The sequence below is a fragment of the Winogradskyella forsetii genome (genome assembly GCF_013394595.1).
GTDB classification, from domain to species: Bacteria; Bacteroidota; Bacteroidia; order Flavobacteriales; family Flavobacteriaceae; genus Winogradskyella; species Winogradskyella forsetii.
Genome location: NZ_CP053348.1, coordinates 2,419,253 through 2,437,918 on the forward strand (window position 1 = coordinate 2,419,253; position 18,666 = coordinate 2,437,918).

Sequence of the window (18,666 nt, forward strand, 5' to 3'; positions counted from 1 at the left end):
AGCAAATAAATCACAGATAGAAAGTCCGCGAGGACTTTCGTAAGTAAGCTAAAACTAGCAATTAATTTTATACGGTGTTAGGCTACGTTATTTTCCGTAACAATTTTATATATTTCTTTCACGTATTTTTCTCTTTGATACCAATCGTTATAAACAAACTCAAATTCATTTACTTTAAAAGTTCCAAAATCGTAATTAATATTTTCATCCAAAAATTCTAACAATTTTTCTTTTTGACTTAATTCCGCTTTAAATCGAACAATTGTTGAGTGAGCTGTTTGTATCGAATATCTTTTGTCTAAACTTTGCTCCAAATTAGATGCTTTAAATTCTTTTCTCAACCTGTCTCTAATATTATTTAGTTCGTTATTATCCATAAATCCTTGAATCAGAATTCCAGATGGCGAGGCTGTAATTCCTCTAAAAGTGATATTTATATCTTTCTTTTCTAAAATACATTTTTCAATCAATTCAATATACTTTGCTAAATCAATCTTTTCAATGTCAAATCCGTCATAACAAGAAATGATTGACATTACAGTAATATGAATATCAGAGTTTGGATAATAATATTGATTCGGTTCAATTTTCTTAATTTGTGTGATAAATTTTTGAATTTTTTCTTTTATCTCAATTGAAGGTCTTATCAAAAGTGTTATTCCAAACCTATTGTCTTTGTTAGAATCTATTAAATCGTCAATTTCGTAATTGTCGGAAGAGATTTTACTTATTGATTCATTATAAAGTTTTTTATAGTGACTTTCTAAATTCATTAATCACAATTTTTCAAATTATTACGGATGTTTTTTTAATGTTGCCTAACGTTTTGTGTATGGTTAGTTGCGTTTTTAAGCAACTAATTTAGTAAACAAAAACGAACGCGAGAAAATTCCGAAGGAATTTTCCAAATAATCACTTGCCCAAGCAATTAATTATACACGGTGTTGGCAGTAGGTTTTTTTTCAATCCGCTCAACTATTTCATAACCTAAATTTCCTTTTTCCATAAACAAAAGTAGTGTGTCATACTTTTGTAATTTATTCCAGAGTTCAGATTCGATTTTGAACTTCTCGTTGTAAATTCCAACGTTTGTGAAAATCCAATATTGAGAATCGTTTTTGTCTTTTCCGTCAATTTCAGATTCTTTTTTCAAAACAATGGATTCCAATGGATTTATTGCTTTTTCGGCTTTATATCTGTTGATAAAAGTTACAGAAGAAATCAATAATAAGGGAAATACGATTAGAGATGAAATCAGTCCAAAAAAGCTGATTTTTCTCTTTTCTTTTGGTTTAAAGCTATAGCTTATTAAGACAATAAAGATTGCAAGAAATAATCCATAAATTCCAAAATCTCTGAAAATTTGATAGTCATTTATTGTATTGCCTAAATGTTTGAATTCGTTTCCTACAAAGCCGACAAATAATCCCAATATTATAGGTGCTAATATTGTTCCTTTAATCAGTTTTTTTAAGTTAGTCTTATTTCCGTTGAGAACGTCTATCAGTCTAATTAAGTTAAGAATAATGAAAAAAGAACCAATTATTGCGAGTACAGAAAGAAACATTTTTTTATTAATAAAAACGCCTATCAAAATAAGACCGAATACTATTCCGGCAACTATTTGATAATACTCGTTTTTAAAAATTTTCTTGAATTCAGAGTTCATTTGCTCAACTTACTGCCAACGTTGTTGTATATGGTTTGTTGCGTGTTTTAAGCACTAAATTTAGCAAATAAATCACAGATAGAAAGTCCGCGAGGACTTTCGTAAGTAGGCTAGAACTTGCAATAAATTATATACGGTGTTAGCAGCTGCTTTTTAATCAAATTCAATTCGTTCTTTATTTTGTTCAGCCCAATCAATAATCAATTCCTTAATTCTTGACTTATCTTCTTTTTTTAATTCCGATTTGGTAGGCAAGCACCAATTGGTTTCAGCTTCAAACCATAATCTCATTCCTCCAACTTCTAATTCCCATTCGAATTCTATGAGTTTGCCATTTTCTACAAAATAGATATATCCATTTCTTCCTTTATTCGAGAAATGGATTCCGTTTTTTGTCAACAGTTTTTCAATTCCATCTTTTTTTCTTCTTTCCGTTTTCCATTCTCCATTTAGTTTCTCTGAAATATGTACTTGAAAATTATTCTCACTTACTTTATAAGTTGTCCAACCAAAAGGTAATTTATAATCCAAGCCTTTTAAGGTTTTCTTCGATTGCTTTTTACAATAAGAAGCGACTTTATCCATTTCCATTATGTTGGCAGCTCTAGCTAGTTCAGTCCAAAATTCTTCTGAAAAATAATGTTCGGTTTCGTCAGCTAATTCGACAAGACTTTCCAATGCAAGTCCGAATTCTTTGTTTTCGTAAAATTCAATACTGTTCTGAAATTGTCTGTGAGTTTTATAGAATTCAGGAATGTAGTCAATCATTCGCTTTATTATCTTTTTAGGCGATGATTCTACTCGTTTTTTCTTTATGAAACTAAATATTCCCAATGTTCGTTTTAAGTTGCTGCTAACGGTCTCGTATAACCGTCAGTTACGGGTTAATATGCGTTAATTTTCGGTTTAGCACTGACCTTTGCAATTCCGAGTGGATTCGGACGTAGTCGAATCCGCCGTAATTGCGGTTATACATTGTTGTGCATAGTTATTTATTCCGTTCAATATATTTTTTTTCGGTTTCCGTTTCAGTTAATTGTCCGTTTTTATCAAATGTTTTGATTATCGTTTTCCTCTTTTTATTCTCATAAATTTGATATTCTTCCAAATCGCTATTTTCATCATAGTAATCAACACGATTATAGTTAAGAGTCAGATTTTCATAAAAGTATTGAGCTCTTAAAGTTCCACTTTTTCGGTATTCTTTGATTTCTATCGGTTTCCCATTTTTGTACGTTCCTTCAGTCCGCTTATTTCCGTTTTCATAAAAATCAGTTTCTTTTCCATCACAAACTTTCTCGCATTTCAAATAAGTCCAGCGTTTTGAATGCAATTCGTTTCCGCCTGCAAAAAGAATTTTTGGAATTCTAATGGTATCATTTTTGGTTTTTATTGATGTTGTGTATTGAACAATCCAATCATCAATTTCTTTATAGACTGTTATGTAGTCATAATTCAGTTCCGACATTGAGAAAACTTCAAATTCAGGTTCAATTATTTTATCAGAACAGACATCATAAAATACTAAATTCAGGTTTTCATTTCCGCTGTTTTGGCTAAAACACGAGAAGCTTATAATTAGCAGAAAGATTGATTTTAGTACTGTTTTCATAATTATGCACAACGTTGATGTGTATGGTTAGTTGCGTGGTTAAGCAACTAATTTAGCAAATAAATCACAGATAGAATATTCCGCAGGAATGTTCGTAAGTCGGCAGTGACTTAGCAATTAAATATACACGGTGTTGTAAGCAGTTATTTATTCCGTTTTAAATTCAGGACTTCCAATTTGTCCGAAACAATCAGCAATTGGTTTCTCGTTTGGGTTATTGAAAAATTCATTTGCCGATATCATTGCACATTGGTTACTCCAATTAGTTGTTGGTGTATGTTTCCAACCTTTAAAAATTAAATGATAACTATTAGTGAAATTACGAGTCATTGACTTTGCCCATTTTACTGGTGTCTCGTTATCATATTCTCCACTTATAAATAAAACAGGAATATCGCTTTTTACTTTGTTATTTTCAATTTCCGCTACTTTATTTACACTCCAGATCTCACATATTCTATTGTCGAAAACAGCAGGTGAAAGACCTTTAACTTCTGGATACTTACTGGTCTCGCTATTAATTATCTCTATAGAGTTGAATGGGTTTTCTTCTGCACACCAAACTGACAAGCGCATTCCTAATCCCGCTCCATTTCCCGGTTCCTGAAATAAATTTTTCAGTTTATCCTTTACAGAAGTCAAATCATTGTTCAATAGTTTATTAATCTCAAATGGAACGTTTGGAACACTTCCAGTTGAAGCTGAAGTAAAAACAGTAATCAAATCTTCTCCTTTTAAATAGAAGGTTTCTATTTTATCACTTTTTGGATTTTTAATTTCAACTTTTAGGGGATTAGCAGTCTTTTCTTTCAAATATTCAACAAACCGATTTTTTAAATTGGGATAAGCTGAATTACATTTTTTATCGTTTTCACAATCGGAAAGTAATGTTGTAATTGATTCTAATAGATTCTGCACGCTTTCTTCATCGTAGTTGACTTCCAATGGAAGAGGTGAGTCCATTACAACACTTCTTATTTTATCAGGATAATCTCGCATTAGGACTTGAGCGATTTTGGTGCTGTACGATATGGTCAGTAGATTGTATTCATCTATTTCTAATAAGTTTACCAAGTCATTGATGTCCGATGCTATTTCGTTGGTGTTGTAACCATTTAAATCAATTCCTTGCTTTTCAAGTCGTTCTTTGCAGGATTTTGCCGATTGTTCAAATAGGGCATCATAATTAGCTAAATCAAAATTCGGTTGATTGGATTCATAGATTGCTTGTGACCATTCAGGACAATCCAAATGTGGTTTTGCGTAATAGTTTCCGCGTTGCTCTACAAGAATGAAATCCCTATCATCAAGATATTTGTAATAGTTCATATATTGTGCGGAAGGCATTGTTGTAGAACCTGGACCTCCAACTGTATAGATGATAGGGTCTTTTTTTGGATTTGAGTTTCTGCTTTTAAAGATATAAACAGGAAATTTTATAGTTTTTCCGTTAGGATTACTTCTATTTTCAAGTACTTCTAAATAACCAAAAGTAAATTCTTGTCCATCAGGAATTTTATGTGTTGTTTCTTTAGATTTTGTGAAATTTGGGACGAAACGATTTGTAGTTTGTCCAACACAAGAATTAAAAATAAGGATAAATGATAGTGAGATTAATAATTTTTGCATTGGTCTTCTTTAATTGCTTACAACGTTTTGTGTATGATTAGTTGCGTGGTTCAGCAACTAATTTAGTAAACAAAAACTTGCCAGAGAAAATTCCGAAGGAATTTTCCAGATAAACACTTGCCAAAGCAATTAATTATACACGGTGTTAGCAACTGGCTTTTTATCCGGTTTATATTTCTTTCCAAATGATTTTATAATTCGGAAATTGGCTTTCAAATCGTTGTTTTAATTCCGCTAATTCTTCTGAATCGAGATTCTGATGCTCAATTTCAATTCCGATTAAATGGTCACTTAAACACCAACCTTTGCAAATTAATTTTTGCTCACTTTTGGCTGAATTCAAGGTGATTTCTTGTCCGTGTTCAGTTCCGTAACTCATTAAGTTGACTTTGCTCAATATTTTTTGAATTTTGAGTTTAATCCACTTTTCATTCGGTAAATTAATATTTTCAGGATTTATTTCCTCCGTTTTCAGAAACTTAAAATCCGAGCTTTTAACTGCATTAATAACTTCTGTAGGATATTCTTTCGACCAAGTATAATTTCTGTCGTATGTCATAAATTTATAAAACAGAAAAAATCCTAATATTAATAGGATTGGATAAAATATCAATTTATTTCTTTTCGCTTTGTTCAAAAGTTCGATTTTCAGCTTGTTGCTAACACCCATATAACGTTACTAAAGCCATAAAAGTAACGTTATTTCGCTTAAGTCTACACGTTTGTAGTGTCTATTGATAAGCGAAGTTCGACTTTTTAAAACTGAAAGTCAATACGTAACTTTACGTATTTTTTATATAAACGTATGTGGCTGTTTTTACAACAGATTAAATTGCCAATCGTTAAGCTTCTCATAATGAAACTAGAGGCCCTAGATAAAAAGTTTTTGTCCTGCTTCCGTCAGGCTTTTTCTAAGGGCATACCCTAGATTAATTAAATAAGCTAATTCCAAAACCATCACCACCGGGCAATACATACCTTTCACCATTAACCTCCTGATAAAATGCCACACGTGTCACAGCGATCAAAGCCCCATCACCCGCAGGCAAACCGTTTACGGTAAAGTCAAAATCTGTAACATCAAAATCGCGCCCTATCAAAATAGGCTCTGCCATGGTATGGCTATAAGCATAGGTTTCAAAATCGAAACGTACAACCCCAACCACCACTTCCATCACATCAGCCCCTTTCGGAAATTTAGCCGCAGCAACACTAAACTGGCTTACGTAAAATACCAAGTTATCCCAGTCAAACCCATAAACGCAGTCAAACAATTTAGGGCGGGCAGAACATATTACAAAAGCTTTAAGCAACCCCTTACCCATGTCGTTAGCATATCCAACGCTCACCTTACGCTTACCGCGCTCAGAGGTCAAATCCAAATCTTTTATACCAAGAAACAAACGCATCAACCTACTATGCAAAGTCCCATCCTTATAACCAGCAGTAAATGGCACAATGGCCAGTTTAAAATGCTTATTCACTCCCGAGCAACCGGCAAATTCACTATTGCTTTCGCGCACACGCGCCATAGTTGGGCTTGTCTTTATCGCCTTGGCAGTAAAGCCACCACCAGCACGCCGTGCAGTAGGCACGCCCTTGCGATAATAAAAATTAATACCACCCAAAGTCCCTTCAAAAAATACAATTCCAGCCTGTTTCGCCATAACACACACATTTTCAAGACACTAAATATATAAAAAACTTATAAATAAACAACCTATAGACCAATTGTATATCGACTATATGCCGACTATATACCAACTATATATCGTATAACAAGTATAAAGTAAGCCCCTTATATCACAAAAAATCCCGAGCCAAAGACCCAGGATTCCAATTCAGTTAAATCTATTAATGAAGCTCTTCACAATAAAAACCATGCCTACGCAACAATCCTAAAACCGATTCCGCTTTAAGATGACGGGTTTCCACCCTGAGAATATTATCGCAATCCTCTAGATCAAAATTAAAGAAATCGTTAGGTGTCATAATTTTATTGAGCAAAGGATGCAGTTTGCTAACGTCATCACTATTACAAATCGAAGTCTTAAATACCAACACAGGTTTCATTAGGCTGTTTTTCATCTCAACAGCTATTAATGACGTTCGTAAAACAATGGCGGTTCAATGCCCAAGGATCTTAAATACACATACGCCTGACCTCTATGATGAATTTCATTATCGATAAAATAGAAAATAGAAGACCAAACGGTGCCTTCATATTGTCCAAATAAAGTCACTTTCTCTTGAAACTGTTCTGGTTTCAATTGCGCCCAATAGGTATTGATCGCATCAGTCGCTTCATCCCAAAGTTTTAGAAAGGTGGCTTTTTTGTGATCGTGTTCAAAGTCTTCATCCAAAGTTTCGGTTTTTCCCACAACAATTTCCTTTAGTCCAGGTTCTGCAATCGCTAAAAGCTCCATGACCATTGCCGAAAATGGTCGCATACCTCCTATGCTGTGGTTAAAAAAAGCATCTTCCGGAAAGGCCTCTATAACCTTTCTGGTTAGGCCTCGATGACCTTGCCAATGCTTTAAAAGTTCTGTAGGTGTAATGACTTGTGACGCTGTAATGTTTACGGTGTTTTCCATGATTAAATAGTTTTTGGTTATTAATTATGAAACAAATGTATAAGCAGCAAGTGACAACCTTATGTCAATAGTGAATTTCGCATTTAAAAATTTAATTCAGAATAACTAAAAATCAAATTCTCAAACCATATATGTCTTCTACTGACAAAGGGTTGTCACTGCACTATTTTTTCTTTGTAAGATGAATTGATCACATCAATAACAAAATAAATAATTAGTTCAACAGATGAATCCTAATGATTAAATTGAAAACCAATTTCAGATTACAGGTGCATCTGAAGTCCTATCTTTGGGAAATATGCCATGCTATTATGAGTACAGATTCTATAAAGCGTTTTGATCGCATTGTTTCAATATTGGTTCAGTTACAGGCTAAACGTATCGTGAAAGCCCAAGAATTAGCCGATAGGTTTAATGTGAGTTTACGAACCATTTATAGAGATGTACGAACGCTAGAAGCCTCTGGTGTACCAATAATTAGCGAAGCTGGTGTTGGTTATTCCATTATGGAGGGTTATCGTTTACCGCCTGTGATGTTTACCAAAGAAGAAGCTGGTAGCTTTGTGGCTGCCGAAAAACTGATGCAAAAGTTTGTTGATAAATCATTAGGAAGTTATCACGAAGCTGCCATGTTGAAAATAAAATCCATACTTAGAGGACGAGAAAAAGATTGGATTTCGGCTTTAGAAATGCAAATTACGGTGGACCAATCGCAAGAACTCTTTAATAAGAACCTACCCAATGCCCTCGAAATTCTTTTTGAAAGTATTGCTGAACGCAAACAATTTTTCTTAAAATACCAATCGTTACAAAGTGAACAACCTTCTGAAAGGCATATTGAACCTGTTGGTTTGTATCATGAAAATAATTTTTGGTACCTACTCGGTTATTGTCATTACAGGAAAGATTACAGGCAATTTAGAACAGATAGAATGCTTGGCATTAAAAGAACAGAAATCCCTTTCACTAAAACCCATGGCAATTTAGAAGACCATTTGGTTAAACCAGATACTATTGAAAAAACAAAAGTCGTAATTCGCGTTGACAAATCGGTGGCGAGATACATCAGCGGCTCCAAAAAACTACATGGATTCATTTCTGAAAAAACCATGGGAAATCAAGTAGAAATGACGTTTATGGCTTCCAATGTTCAAGATTGGTTTTCTAGATGGTATATCTCATTTGCAGATTATGCCACGATTGTTGAACCTGAAAGTTTAAAAATTAGAATTAAGGCTATTTTGAAGAAGGCTGCTGAGCGTTTATGAATTTTTATTGCGATTGAATCTTTACAAAAATTGTCATTTCTTACTTTGTCAAATCAAAAAGATATAAAACAAAAAACCAAACTAAATGCCCAGAATTTAATAAAAAAAACTTACCCTCTTTACTCTTTTTGATTCAGAACTTAAGGGAACGGTGTTCGTGGACGATTCTCCATCCCTCCTTGGTTTTAAGAAGTAACATGGTCATTTGTTCGTTCACGATGGCAAGTTCCTCGCCGAATTTTAAATGAAAATCTGTGTGAGCAGTCACATTTGCCAAATTATCATAAATAGCAATTTTCATGTCATTGAAATCAAACTTTACAACTTCGGTAATTTCTTCAAAAATAATACGTTCAAATCTTTCATTTTCTTCACCTCCAATTCTTAGCTCACCATTTTTAAATTCAGTGTATTTAGGACTATATGCATGAAAAGAAATAAGCTGGTCTAAATCTCTCTCCTTTACACTTTGGGCAATACTATCCATAGTAAGTTTCACCTCGAGCTGTGCATTCGGAAACTCATCATTTAATAGATCAACTTTAACTTCTTTGACTTCAGTTTTTTCTTCCTGTTGTTTGCAGTTAATTATTAGACATCCAAAGATCATAATAATTAAAATTTCAAATTTTGTTTTCATAATTCACAAATGTTTGATTAATAGTTCTTTGAAAGGTACGACATTTAAATTTATGTCAAAAAAAATCCCAAGCCAAAGACCCAGGATCCAATTATTCATTTTTAATTTTCAACTATTAATTATCCTTCTTCAGGATGCATAAACTTTTGCTTGCCTAACAACTCTTCTTCCGTTTCTACATGGTCCTCATCTGGCACACAGCAATCCACAGGACAAACTGCCGCACATTGCGGTTCCTCATGGAAGCCCATACACTCCGTACATTTATCTGGTGCTATGTAATAAACTTCATCATCAATAGGCTCTTGTGTTTCGTCTGCATCAACTTCTTTACCGCTTGGCAAAACGACCTTACCAGATAAACTGGTACCATCTGAATAGCGCCAATCGTCTGCACCTTCGTAAATAGCCGTATTTGGGCATTCTGGTTCACATGCGCCACAATTTATACATTCGTCCGTGATTATAATTGCCATAGTATTTTATATTTTCTTTTTTTAATCTGTTCGATTGAATTCAATATAGGTCAGATTGAATTCACAAATTTTAATCCTTTTAATGAATTAAACCTTTTTGTTGCTCATTTCGTTTGCTTAATTTTGCACTCGGCTTGTCAGCAAACACGAAGACAAAAATAAAGCCAAAACATCGCATAACCAAACCATATATGGATTTACAACAAAGAATTAACGCTTTTGTAAAATTAGGTCGCTTTTTAAATCAATTTCAGAACGAAGAAGCCATTAAAGATCACAATGTTGAATCCAATGACCTATTTTTTGATGGCTTTAAACATCAAATGAAATTAGCTCAAGAATCTAATGGTTGGTTTACCAAAAGTAATATTTATTTCACATTAGAAAATTGGTCTAATGCACTGACTGAAAGTAACATTAACAATTGGTTAGAAAAGTATCAATTTAAGGTTGAAAACATTCAAACAGTTGCCATAATTATGGCCGGAAATATTCCGTTAGTTGGATTTCATGATTTTTTATCTGTTTTGATTTCTGGTCATAAGGTATTGGTAAAACAATCCTCTAACGACAAACATTTACTACCCTTTTTAGCCAAATATTTAGAAACTGTTGAACCAGAATTCAAAGGAAAAATAAAATTCACAGAAGAAAAATTAGAGAATTTTGATGCTGTAATCGCCACAGGAAGTGATAATACGGCACGTTATTTTGAATATTATTTTAAGAACAAGCCATCGATCATTAGAAAGAATAGAAATTCAGTCGCTGTGCTTACAGGAAACGAAACTAAAGAACAATTAGAAGCACTATCTGATGATATCTTTAGATATTATGGCTTAGGCTGTAGAAATGTGTCCAAATTATTTGTGCCAAAAGACTACGATTTCCAAGCACTTTTTAAAGCCGTCTATAAATGGAACGCTATCATTCACCAAACTAAATACGCCAACAACTATGACTATAATAAAGCGGTTTATTTAATGAGTGAGTTCGATATGTTGGAGAATGGATTCCTTATGATTAAAGAAGACGAAAGCTATGCCTCGCCTATCGCCACACTTTTTTATGAATATTACAATACGACTGAAGACCTCAAACAAAAATTGGAAACAGAAAAAGATAAGATTCAATGCGTTGTGGCAAACGGATTTTATAATAAGGAAATCGAATTTGGCAATACTCAAAACCCAGAGCTATGGGATTATGCAGACAATGTAGATAGTATTGAATTCTTATTAACAATATAGCCTAAAAATTATCAATTTCATAACATAATTTAGGCAATTAATTAGCACCTTTGTAGCTGTTTAAATTTAAAAAAAATTCAGGGTTGATTTTGAAAGATCCTGAAATAAATTCAGGATAAAATGAAAAAACATAATTTTAGTGCAGGACCATGTGTGTTACCAAAATCGGTAATGGAACAAGCAGCAGCAGCAGTTTTAGACTTCGACGAAGGGCTATCACTTTTAGAAATTTCGCATCGTAGCAAACCCTTTGTAGATGTGATGGAAAACGCTAGGTCCTTAGCTTTAGAATTATTAGGCTTAGAAGGCAAAGGCTACAAGGCCTTGTTTTTACAAGGTGGAGCAAGCACTCAGTTTCTTATGGTGGCGCTTAATTTATTGGAAAAAAGAGCGGGTTATTTAAACACCGGAACTTGGGCCGATAAAGCCATAAAAGAAGCCAAGATTTATGATGACATTTATGAAGTAGGCTCATCAAAATCAGCAAACTACAACTATATCCCAAAAGGATACGACATTCCTGAAGATTACGATTATTTCCACTGCACCTCCAACAATACCATATTTGGAACGCAAATGAAGAGTTTTCCAAAATCACCAATACCAATGGTGTGTGACATGAGTAGCGATATTTTTTCACGTCAATTAGATTTCTCTCAATTTGATTTAATCTATGCTGGCGCACAAAAAAATATGGGACCAGCAGGTACAACTTTAGTAGTCGTTAAGGAAGACATTTTAGGCAAAGTATCCCGAAAAATTCCTTCTATGATGGATTATAAAGTACACATCAGTAAAGGTAGCATGTTCAATACTCCTCCTGTATTTGCAGTGTATGTGTCGATGTTGACTTTACAATGGCTTAAGGATTTTGGCGGTATTAAAGCGATTGAAGAAGAAAACGATAAGAAAGCAAGACTGATCTATTCCGAAATTGATTTAAACCCTTTATTTAAAGGCTATTCTGTTAAAGAAGATCGTTCAAGTATGAATGCTACATTCACGTTAGAGAATGAAAACTTAAAGGAAACCTTTGAAGCGATGGTAAAGGAAGCTGGCATCAATGGGTTAAACGGCCATAGAAGTGTTGGTGGCTACAGAGCCTCAATGTATAATGCGTTATCATTGGATAGTGTAAAAGCATTGGTTGAAGTGATGAGTGAATTGGAGAGCAAGGCTTAAATTGGTCGGCAGTCTTCAGTATGCAGTACTTACTCGGACGGGATAAAAAAAGTTTTCAGTCTCAGTCCCAGTTTTCAGTGCTTACTCAGAAGTGAAATAAAATAATAGGCGTTTACAGTTTTTAATTGCTTACTCAGAATAAAAACAATTATAATTTGAAGTTTTAAGATTATCTGTTGAAAAATTGATAAACTTTAAACTTTTAAACTTTTAAACTTTTAAACTTTTAAACTAAAATAATGAAAGTATTAGCAAACGATGGCGTTTCTCAAAGTGGTATCAATGCATTAGAAGCAGCCGGTTACGAAGTTATAACAACAACAGTTGCACAAGAACAATTACAAAACTACATCAACGAAAACAACATTGATGTGCTTTTAGTGAGAAGCGCAACTACCGTAAGACAAGATTTAATAGACAACTGCCCTAGCCTAAAAGTTATTGGTCGTGGAGGCGTTGGTATGGATAATATCGATGTGGACTATGCTCGAAGCAAAGGACTTAAAGTCATCAACACACCTGCTGCATCATCGCATTCGGTTGCAGAATTGGTATTTGGACACTTTTATGGTTTGGCACGTTTCTTACATAATTCTAATCGTGATATGCCTTTAGAAGGCGATGCCAACTTTAAAGGTTTAAAGAAAGCGTACGCAAAAGGAACAGAACTTAAAGGAAAAACTTTGGGCGTACTTGGTTTTGGCCGTATTGGTCAGGCCACGGCAAAAGTAGCTTTGGGAGCAGGAATGAAAGTGGTTGCCTTTGATCCCTTTTTAGAAAAAGCAGACTTACAATTGGATTTCTATGATGGACAAAAATTAAATTTTGAAATTAAAACAATTTCTAAGGAAGAGGTTTTAAAACAATCCGACTTTTTAACCTTACATGTACCAGCCCAAAAGGATTATGTCATTGACGAAGCTGAATTCAACCAAATGAAAGATGGTGTCATAATAGCGAACGCTGCACGTGGTGGCGTTGTAAATGAAGTGGCGCTTGTAAAAGCTTTAGAAAGCGGAAAAGTAGCGAGAGCAGCTTTAGATGTTTATGAAAAAGAACCGAAACCAGAAGTTCAGTTATTGATGAATCCTGCCTTATCATTAACACCTCACACAGGTGCAGCAACCAATGAAGCACAAGATAGAATTGGTACCGAATTGGCAGAACAGATTATTGCTATTCTTGGTTAACAAAAAAATGTGACGAAAACAGAATAAATGAGTCCTACTATTGTGGGACTTTTTTTGTACCTTAAAACATTGAAATTATTAACCTTAATTATATATAAAAATGGCAGGAATTTTAGATTTATTAAACAGCGATTTAGGAAGCACAATTATTAACGGCGTTTCTGGTTCTACAGGAACCGACAAAGATAAAACCAGTAGTGTTTTAACTATGGCATTACCAGTACTGATGAAGGCTATGGAACGTAACGCTTCTACTTCAGAAGGCGCACAAGGTCTTATAGGAGCTTTAAGTAGCAAGCATGACGGCAGTATCTTGGATAATCTTGGCGGCTTATTTGGAGGCGGTGTTGATGACCACGTAAAGAATGATGGCGATAAAATTCTTAACCATGTCCTTGGATCAAAAAAACAAGGCGTAGAGCAAATTCTTGGTCAGAAAGCTGGTTTAGATGCCGGATCTGTTGCTAATATTCTGAAAATAGCTGCACCAATCTTAATGGGTGTTTTAGGAAAACAAGCCAAACAAAACAATGTGAATTCCCAGAGTGATGTTACTGGCCTTTTAGGTGGTTTACTTGGAGGTAGCGATACGGCAAACGAGCAAAGTTTCTTGGAAAAAATACTAGATGCGGATGGAGACGGTAGTGTGGTTGATGATGTCGCTGGTATGATTTTAGGAGGCGGAAACAAAAAAAGTGGTCTTGGAGGTCTTTTAGGAGGCTTATTTGGGAAATAATATTCTATACTTTAATAATATGCAGAAAGCAGTTCTTTTATTTGAGCTGCTTTTTTTAGTTTTCAAAAGAGAATTCATTCCATCAAAGTATAAGATTTACAACATATAATTTCGGATTGGGTTATCATATTTTGCAAAAACAGCAATCCAAATGGAAAAATTTGTATTTATTGAAATAATCAAAAACAATAATCGATTATGAATTCAGATAAAGACAAACAAGACAAGAAAAACAGAGAAAACCCAGAAACTGAACATGGTAAAATTCTGCACCAAAATGCAACCGATGAAAAAGGAGCACAAAAAGAAGACCATTATAACCAATATGGGAAACAAGAGCACGATCGTAAAGAACGTGCAGCCAAAAAACCAAAATAAAATTGAATTGGTTTTAACTTTTTAATTTCCCTGTCTAGTGAAAATAGGGCGATTCACTCATTTGCAACATCACTTCACTCATTTTGTATTGGCAAATGCTTCATTGTGGCTTTTATTTGTAGTGTTAAATAGAATATAACCCTAATAGACACTAACAAATTTTCAATACCTTTAAGATTATGAAACATCCACGATTAAAATCTAACCCTATCTCATATAAATACAGTAAGGAGTTCACTCGAACCCTTAAAACGCTAATCCCATTTGTTGTACTACTTATTTTAATCGCAAGTTGTAAATCTTACAACACCAACCAAACAATCGATAACGGCAATGAAAGTGGACTTGTGGAAAATGATACGGTTTCCATAAGTAGCGACGAAAGCGATTACGAAATTATTATTATCGAACCTGGATTTAACGCTTGGCTAATTGGCACAGCGAGACCAGAGGGTTATTATTCACAACAATTTTTAGAGTCCAGAAATGCTATTTTGGTACAGGCTTGGAATCAAAGAAATATGCAACCCATGACATACGATCCTAATCTCTACGAACTTCGTATCGATTACGATACACGAACTGATTATGGCTATGAGGTGAACTACAAATTGTACAACTATTTTGTCTATTTTCAACTAAAATACAAACAACGTTTATCCTCTTTTCTGCCCAGAATTTAATCTGTAAATACAAGTTAATTCCTTAGTTTTGCAGCACGATTGTAGGATTATGGAAAAATTTAAAAAACATTGGGAAATTCAGCATAATTGGCAATTGCTATTTCCCTTTTTTGGTTTGGTTATTTTAGGATATTCAGCTTTTAAAATTTCAAATGCTATTTTACAAGATTATAATTTAGTTTTTATAATTATTGCTGCTTTAGTCCTCTTTTTTCTTCTTTTAAAATTGACTTTATTCATATTCAAAAAACTGGAAAAGAAATGGATTCTCGATTACAAATGGGAAATGATCCGTGTGTTTATGGTATTCGCTGTTACAGGTTCATCTTCTTTATTTGTGGGCAGACCAATCATAAAACTTATTGGAATTACTAAAGAAAACTTAAATCCCGTCTTGTACTGGATTTTATTCATTATCATTGGGCTAATTTTCTATCAGATCCTATTGGTGACCTTCGGATGGCTCTTTGGTCAGTTTAAATTTTTCTGGGAGTTCGAAAAGAAAATGTTAAGCAGATTTGGATTTAAACGCTTTTTAGATTGAATTTTAAAACAGTTATTATAACATTATTTAAGACATTGGCATTTATGCTAGTGCTGGCGGTGATGTTGCCTTCTGTTGTTAAATTATCCCATGTTTTTACGCATCATTCACATCAAGTTTGTGATGCTGATGGCGAACTAAAGACCCACTTTCATGAGTCTGACCTTGATTGTGATTTCTATAAATTTAAGCTTACAAATACTCAGTTTCTCATACATTGTAATTATGATTTGGTCGTTAATCCGATAACCACCAAAACATTTTCTTCACATTATATTTCTTTTAATAATTATCAGCATTTAACAAGGTTTGTAAGAGGACCTCCTCAAATAGGTTAGGATTTTATATTTTCTAATATTATAACAAATCTATTTGAATGAAATCAATAATTATTGGCTTAGTTATAGCTGTTTCCAGCTTTAGCTATAGCCAAAATTGCACATACATATTTCTAGGCGAATTAAAGGATTTTCATGATGGTACACCAATAGAATCTGCAACGATCTATCAAAAAGAAAACGATAGGTATTCATTTTCAGATTTAAATGGCAAATTCAAAATTGAAAATTTATGCGCTGGTACGCTAACCTTGGTAATTTCCCATGCGAATTGCGAAACTAAAACCGTGAGTTTTGAAATCAATAGTGATACTTTTAAAACCATTTTAATTGAACATCATATTGAAGAACTTAAAGAGGTTTCCGTTACCGCTCATATTGACAAAAAAGAGACCACGACTGCACAAGAGACCGTACTCAAGGCAAATACGTTAAAAAAGTATAGTGCTTTAAATTTAGGTGATGCACTTAAGGAAGTTTCCGGAGTGTCTTCTATCAATACAGGTAACTCTATCGTTAAACCTATGATTAACGGTATGCATAGTAGTCGTTTGCTTATTTTAAACAATAATGTAAGACTACAGGACCAAGAGTGGGGAATTGAGCATGCACCTAATGTAGATATCAATTCAGCAGATCAAATATCGGTTATCAAAGGTTCTGGTGCTCTAGCTTTTGGCGGTGACGCCGTGGGTGGCGTTATTGTTATTAATCCAAGTAGAATAATTAGAAGGGATACGCTCTACGGACGTACAATTATTGGAGGACAATCCAATGGACGTGGTTATAATATATCTTCAACTTTAAATAAAAGCTACAAATCGGGTTGGTTTGCCAATATTCAAGGTTCTTTGAAACAAAATGGTGATTTTAAAGCTCCAGATTACAACTTGACCAATACAGGTTTAAAGTCGCAGGCTTTTACAGTTAGTGCTGGCAAAAAGAAGTTTGAATCTGGTTTTGAAGTCTATTATAGTTATTTGAACAATGAGATTGGTATTTTAGGTGCTTCACACATTGGCAGTACGTTTGATCTAGTTCGTGCTATAAATTCTGACGAACCTAACCTTATCAGAGATTTCAGTTATGACATCAATGCACCTAAACAAGACATTACCCATCATTTGGTTAAAGCAAGCTATTACAAACGATTCCAAAAATTTGGTAAGGTTAATTTGCAATATGACTATCAGAATAATCAAAGATTCGAATTTGACGTAAGAATAGGTGAAACAAGAAATATTCCTGCCATTGATTTAAAGTTGCAAACCCATACGCTCTTAGCTGATGTAAATTTAGACGCTGACTTAGACCGAAAAATTAATTTTGGTATCATGGGTCGCTTTCAGGATAATTTTGCAAATCCTGCGACAGAAGTAAGACGGCTCATACCAGATTACGAAAAGTATGATTTTGGAGCTTACACCACAACGGAGTGGCAAATCAGTGAAGATTTAATTGTCGATGCTGGAATAAGGTATGACTTTAATAGAATTGATGCTAAAAAGTTTTATCTAAAATCGCGATGGGAAGAACGTGGCTACGATATGGATTTTTCTGATATAATTATCGAAGAATTACCGACACAGCTTTTAACCAATCCTATTTTTAATTATCATAATATTTCTGCTTCGGCTGGTGTAAAATACAATTTTAATGATCGAAGTTACATCATTGCTAATTATGCGTTGTCCAGTAGACCACCAAATGTATCAGAATTGTTTAGTGATGGATTGCACCATTCGGCGGCTAGGTTTGAATTAGGAGATCTTAGGTTTGATAAAGAAATTGCAAATAGGGTGTCTGCATCTTATGCCTATAATGGTACAACATTTAATCTTTTAACTGAAGTGTTCTATAACAACATTAAAGACTATATGTACTTGAGGCCTTTTGATTTTATCCTTACCAATAGAGGCCCTTTTCCTTTGTGGCAATATCAACAAACCAATGCCCAATTATTTGGCGTAGATGTTACCGCAACCTATGACGTTTCTAATGCCTTACAATGGCAGAATAAAACGGCGTTTATAAAGGGATATGACCTCAAAACCGATTTACCTTTAATTGACATGCCTTCTTTTAATACAACAAACCAAATTACTTATAGTAATGAAGCGTGGTATAATTTTTCAGCCCGTTTAAAGTCTGATTTGGTTTTTGAACAAAATGAATTTCCCGATTTTAATTTTGAAATAGAAGATGAGCTTACAGGCGATATGATTCTTGTTGATATCAGTACGCCACCTCCAGCCTATCATTTATTACATTTTTCTAGTGAAGCAACATTTGAGATCAATAAAAAAACAAACTTGAATGTAGCAATTGCTGTTAACAATATTTTCAACACCTCTTATAGAAATTACCTAAACCGACTACGTTATTATGCTGATGACCTAGGAAGAAATATAACATTACAATTACAACTTAATTATTAAATAAAATGAATACAGATAACTCAAATTATAAAACAATAA

Annotated in this window: 20 protein-coding genes; 9 read left to right on the forward strand and 11 right to left on the reverse strand. The window is 33.9% G+C overall.

Annotated features, from left to right (window positions below):
• Positions 1–77 precede the first annotated feature (77 nt).
• The 9 genes from HM987_RS10450 to HM987_RS10490 form a co-directional block, all read right to left on the reverse strand.
• The gene (locus tag HM987_RS10450) at positions 78–773 is read right to left on the reverse strand and encodes a 2'-5' RNA ligase family protein (protein WP_179007843.1); all 696 of its coding nucleotides are present in this window, start codon (positions 771–773) and stop codon (positions 78–80) included.
• A gap of 155 nt (positions 774–928) precedes the next feature.
• Positions 929–1,567: a hypothetical protein gene (locus HM987_RS10455; RefSeq protein ID WP_179007845.1), complete on the reverse strand. Its 639-nt coding sequence runs from the start codon at positions 1,565–1,567 to the stop codon at positions 929–931.
• A 255-nt stretch (positions 1,568–1,822) separates the two neighbouring features.
• Positions 1,823–2,437 carry a hypothetical protein gene (locus tag HM987_RS10460; protein WP_179007847.1) on the reverse strand — a complete coding sequence of 205 codons (615 nt, stop codon included), beginning with the start codon at positions 2,435–2,437 and terminating at the stop codon, positions 1,823–1,825.
• Positions 2,438–2,657: 220 nt separating this feature from the next.
• Complete coding sequence (locus tag HM987_RS10465) at positions 2,658–3,281, reverse strand: toxin-antitoxin system YwqK family antitoxin (RefSeq protein WP_179007849.1); 624 nt, start codon at positions 3,279–3,281, stop codon at positions 2,658–2,660.
• Between the two features lie 147 nt (positions 3,282–3,428).
• Complete coding sequence (locus HM987_RS10470) at positions 3,429–4,910, reverse strand: alpha/beta fold hydrolase (RefSeq protein WP_179007851.1); 1,482 nt, start codon at positions 4,908–4,910, stop codon at positions 3,429–3,431.
• A gap of 169 nt (positions 4,911–5,079) precedes the next feature.
• Positions 5,080–5,469 carry a hypothetical protein gene (locus HM987_RS10475; protein ID WP_179006550.1) on the reverse strand — a complete coding sequence of 130 codons (390 nt, stop codon included), beginning with the start codon at positions 5,467–5,469 and terminating at the stop codon, positions 5,080–5,082.
• A gap of 370 nt (positions 5,470–5,839) precedes the next feature.
• Complete coding sequence (locus HM987_RS10480; protein ID WP_179007853.1) at positions 5,840–6,577, reverse strand: hypothetical protein; 738 nt, start codon at positions 6,575–6,577, stop codon at positions 5,840–5,842.
• Between the two features lie 187 nt (positions 6,578–6,764).
• Positions 6,765–6,998 (reverse strand): hypothetical protein, encoded by a 234-nt coding sequence (locus HM987_RS10485; RefSeq protein WP_229724373.1) that lies wholly within the window; start codon positions 6,996–6,998, stop codon positions 6,765–6,767.
• An 11-nt stretch (positions 6,999–7,009) separates the two neighbouring features.
• Complete coding sequence (locus tag HM987_RS10490; protein ID WP_179007855.1) at positions 7,010–7,504, reverse strand: DinB family protein; 495 nt, start codon at positions 7,502–7,504, stop codon at positions 7,010–7,012.
• Between the two features lie 311 nt (positions 7,505–7,815).
• On the opposite strand from HM987_RS10490, the gene HM987_RS10495 reads away from it, so the two are divergent.
• Positions 7,816–8,772 carry a helix-turn-helix transcriptional regulator gene (locus tag HM987_RS10495; RefSeq protein WP_179010001.1) on the forward strand — a complete coding sequence of 319 codons (957 nt, stop codon included), beginning with the start codon at positions 7,816–7,818 and terminating at the stop codon, positions 8,770–8,772.
• A 133-nt stretch (positions 8,773–8,905) separates the two neighbouring features.
• On the opposite strand, the gene HM987_RS10500 is transcribed toward HM987_RS10495, so the two are convergent.
• Both HM987_RS10500 and HM987_RS10505 read right to left on the reverse strand, forming a co-directional pair.
• Positions 8,906–9,412 carry a nuclear transport factor 2 family protein gene (locus HM987_RS10500; protein WP_179007857.1) on the reverse strand — a complete coding sequence of 169 codons (507 nt, stop codon included), beginning with the start codon at positions 9,410–9,412 and terminating at the stop codon, positions 8,906–8,908.
• Positions 9,413–9,531: 119 nt separating this feature from the next.
• Positions 9,532–9,888, reverse strand: coding sequence for a 4Fe-4S dicluster domain-containing protein (locus tag HM987_RS10505; protein ID WP_179007859.1), 357 nt, complete (start codon positions 9,886–9,888; stop codon positions 9,532–9,534).
• 191 nt (positions 9,889–10,079) lie between these two features.
• Here HM987_RS10505 and HM987_RS10510 point away from each other — a divergent pair, with 191 nt between their 5' ends.
• The 8 genes from HM987_RS10510 to HM987_RS10545 all read left to right on the forward strand — a co-directional run bounded on the left by HM987_RS10510 (position 10,080) and on the right by HM987_RS10545 (position 18,627).
• Entirely contained in the window at positions 10,080–11,138 is a 1,059-nt protein-coding gene (locus tag HM987_RS10510) for an acyl-CoA reductase (RefSeq protein WP_179007861.1), read from the forward strand.
• 120 nt (positions 11,139–11,258) lie between these two features.
• Positions 11,259–12,320, forward strand: a complete 1,062-nt coding sequence (gene serC / locus HM987_RS10515) for a 3-phosphoserine/phosphohydroxythreonine transaminase (protein WP_179007863.1) — start codon at positions 11,259–11,261, stop codon at positions 12,318–12,320.
• A 239-nt stretch (positions 12,321–12,559) separates the two neighbouring features.
• Complete coding sequence (locus HM987_RS10520; RefSeq protein WP_179007865.1) at positions 12,560–13,510, forward strand: D-2-hydroxyacid dehydrogenase; 951 nt, start codon at positions 12,560–12,562, stop codon at positions 13,508–13,510.
• A gap of 100 nt (positions 13,511–13,610) precedes the next feature.
• Positions 13,611–14,246 (forward strand): DUF937 domain-containing protein, encoded by a 636-nt coding sequence (locus HM987_RS10525; RefSeq protein ID WP_179007867.1) that lies wholly within the window; start codon positions 13,611–13,613, stop codon positions 14,244–14,246.
• Between the two features lie 198 nt (positions 14,247–14,444).
• Positions 14,445–14,624 (forward strand): hypothetical protein, encoded by a 180-nt coding sequence (locus HM987_RS10530; RefSeq protein ID WP_179007869.1) that lies wholly within the window; start codon positions 14,445–14,447, stop codon positions 14,622–14,624.
• Between the two features lie 179 nt (positions 14,625–14,803).
• Positions 14,804–15,307 carry a DUF6146 family protein gene (locus HM987_RS10535; protein ID WP_229724379.1) on the forward strand — a complete coding sequence of 168 codons (504 nt, stop codon included), beginning with the start codon at positions 14,804–14,806 and terminating at the stop codon, positions 15,305–15,307.
• Positions 15,308–15,356: 49 nt separating this feature from the next.
• On the forward strand, positions 15,357–15,851 hold the full coding sequence (locus HM987_RS10540; RefSeq protein ID WP_179007871.1) for a DUF6787 family protein: 495 nt from the start codon (positions 15,357–15,359) through the stop codon (positions 15,849–15,851).
• 376 nt (positions 15,852–16,227) lie between these two features.
• Positions 16,228–18,627: a TonB-dependent receptor gene (locus HM987_RS10545; RefSeq protein WP_179007872.1), complete on the forward strand. Its 2,400-nt coding sequence runs from the start codon at positions 16,228–16,230 to the stop codon at positions 18,625–18,627.
• Positions 18,628–18,666 lie beyond the last annotated feature (39 nt).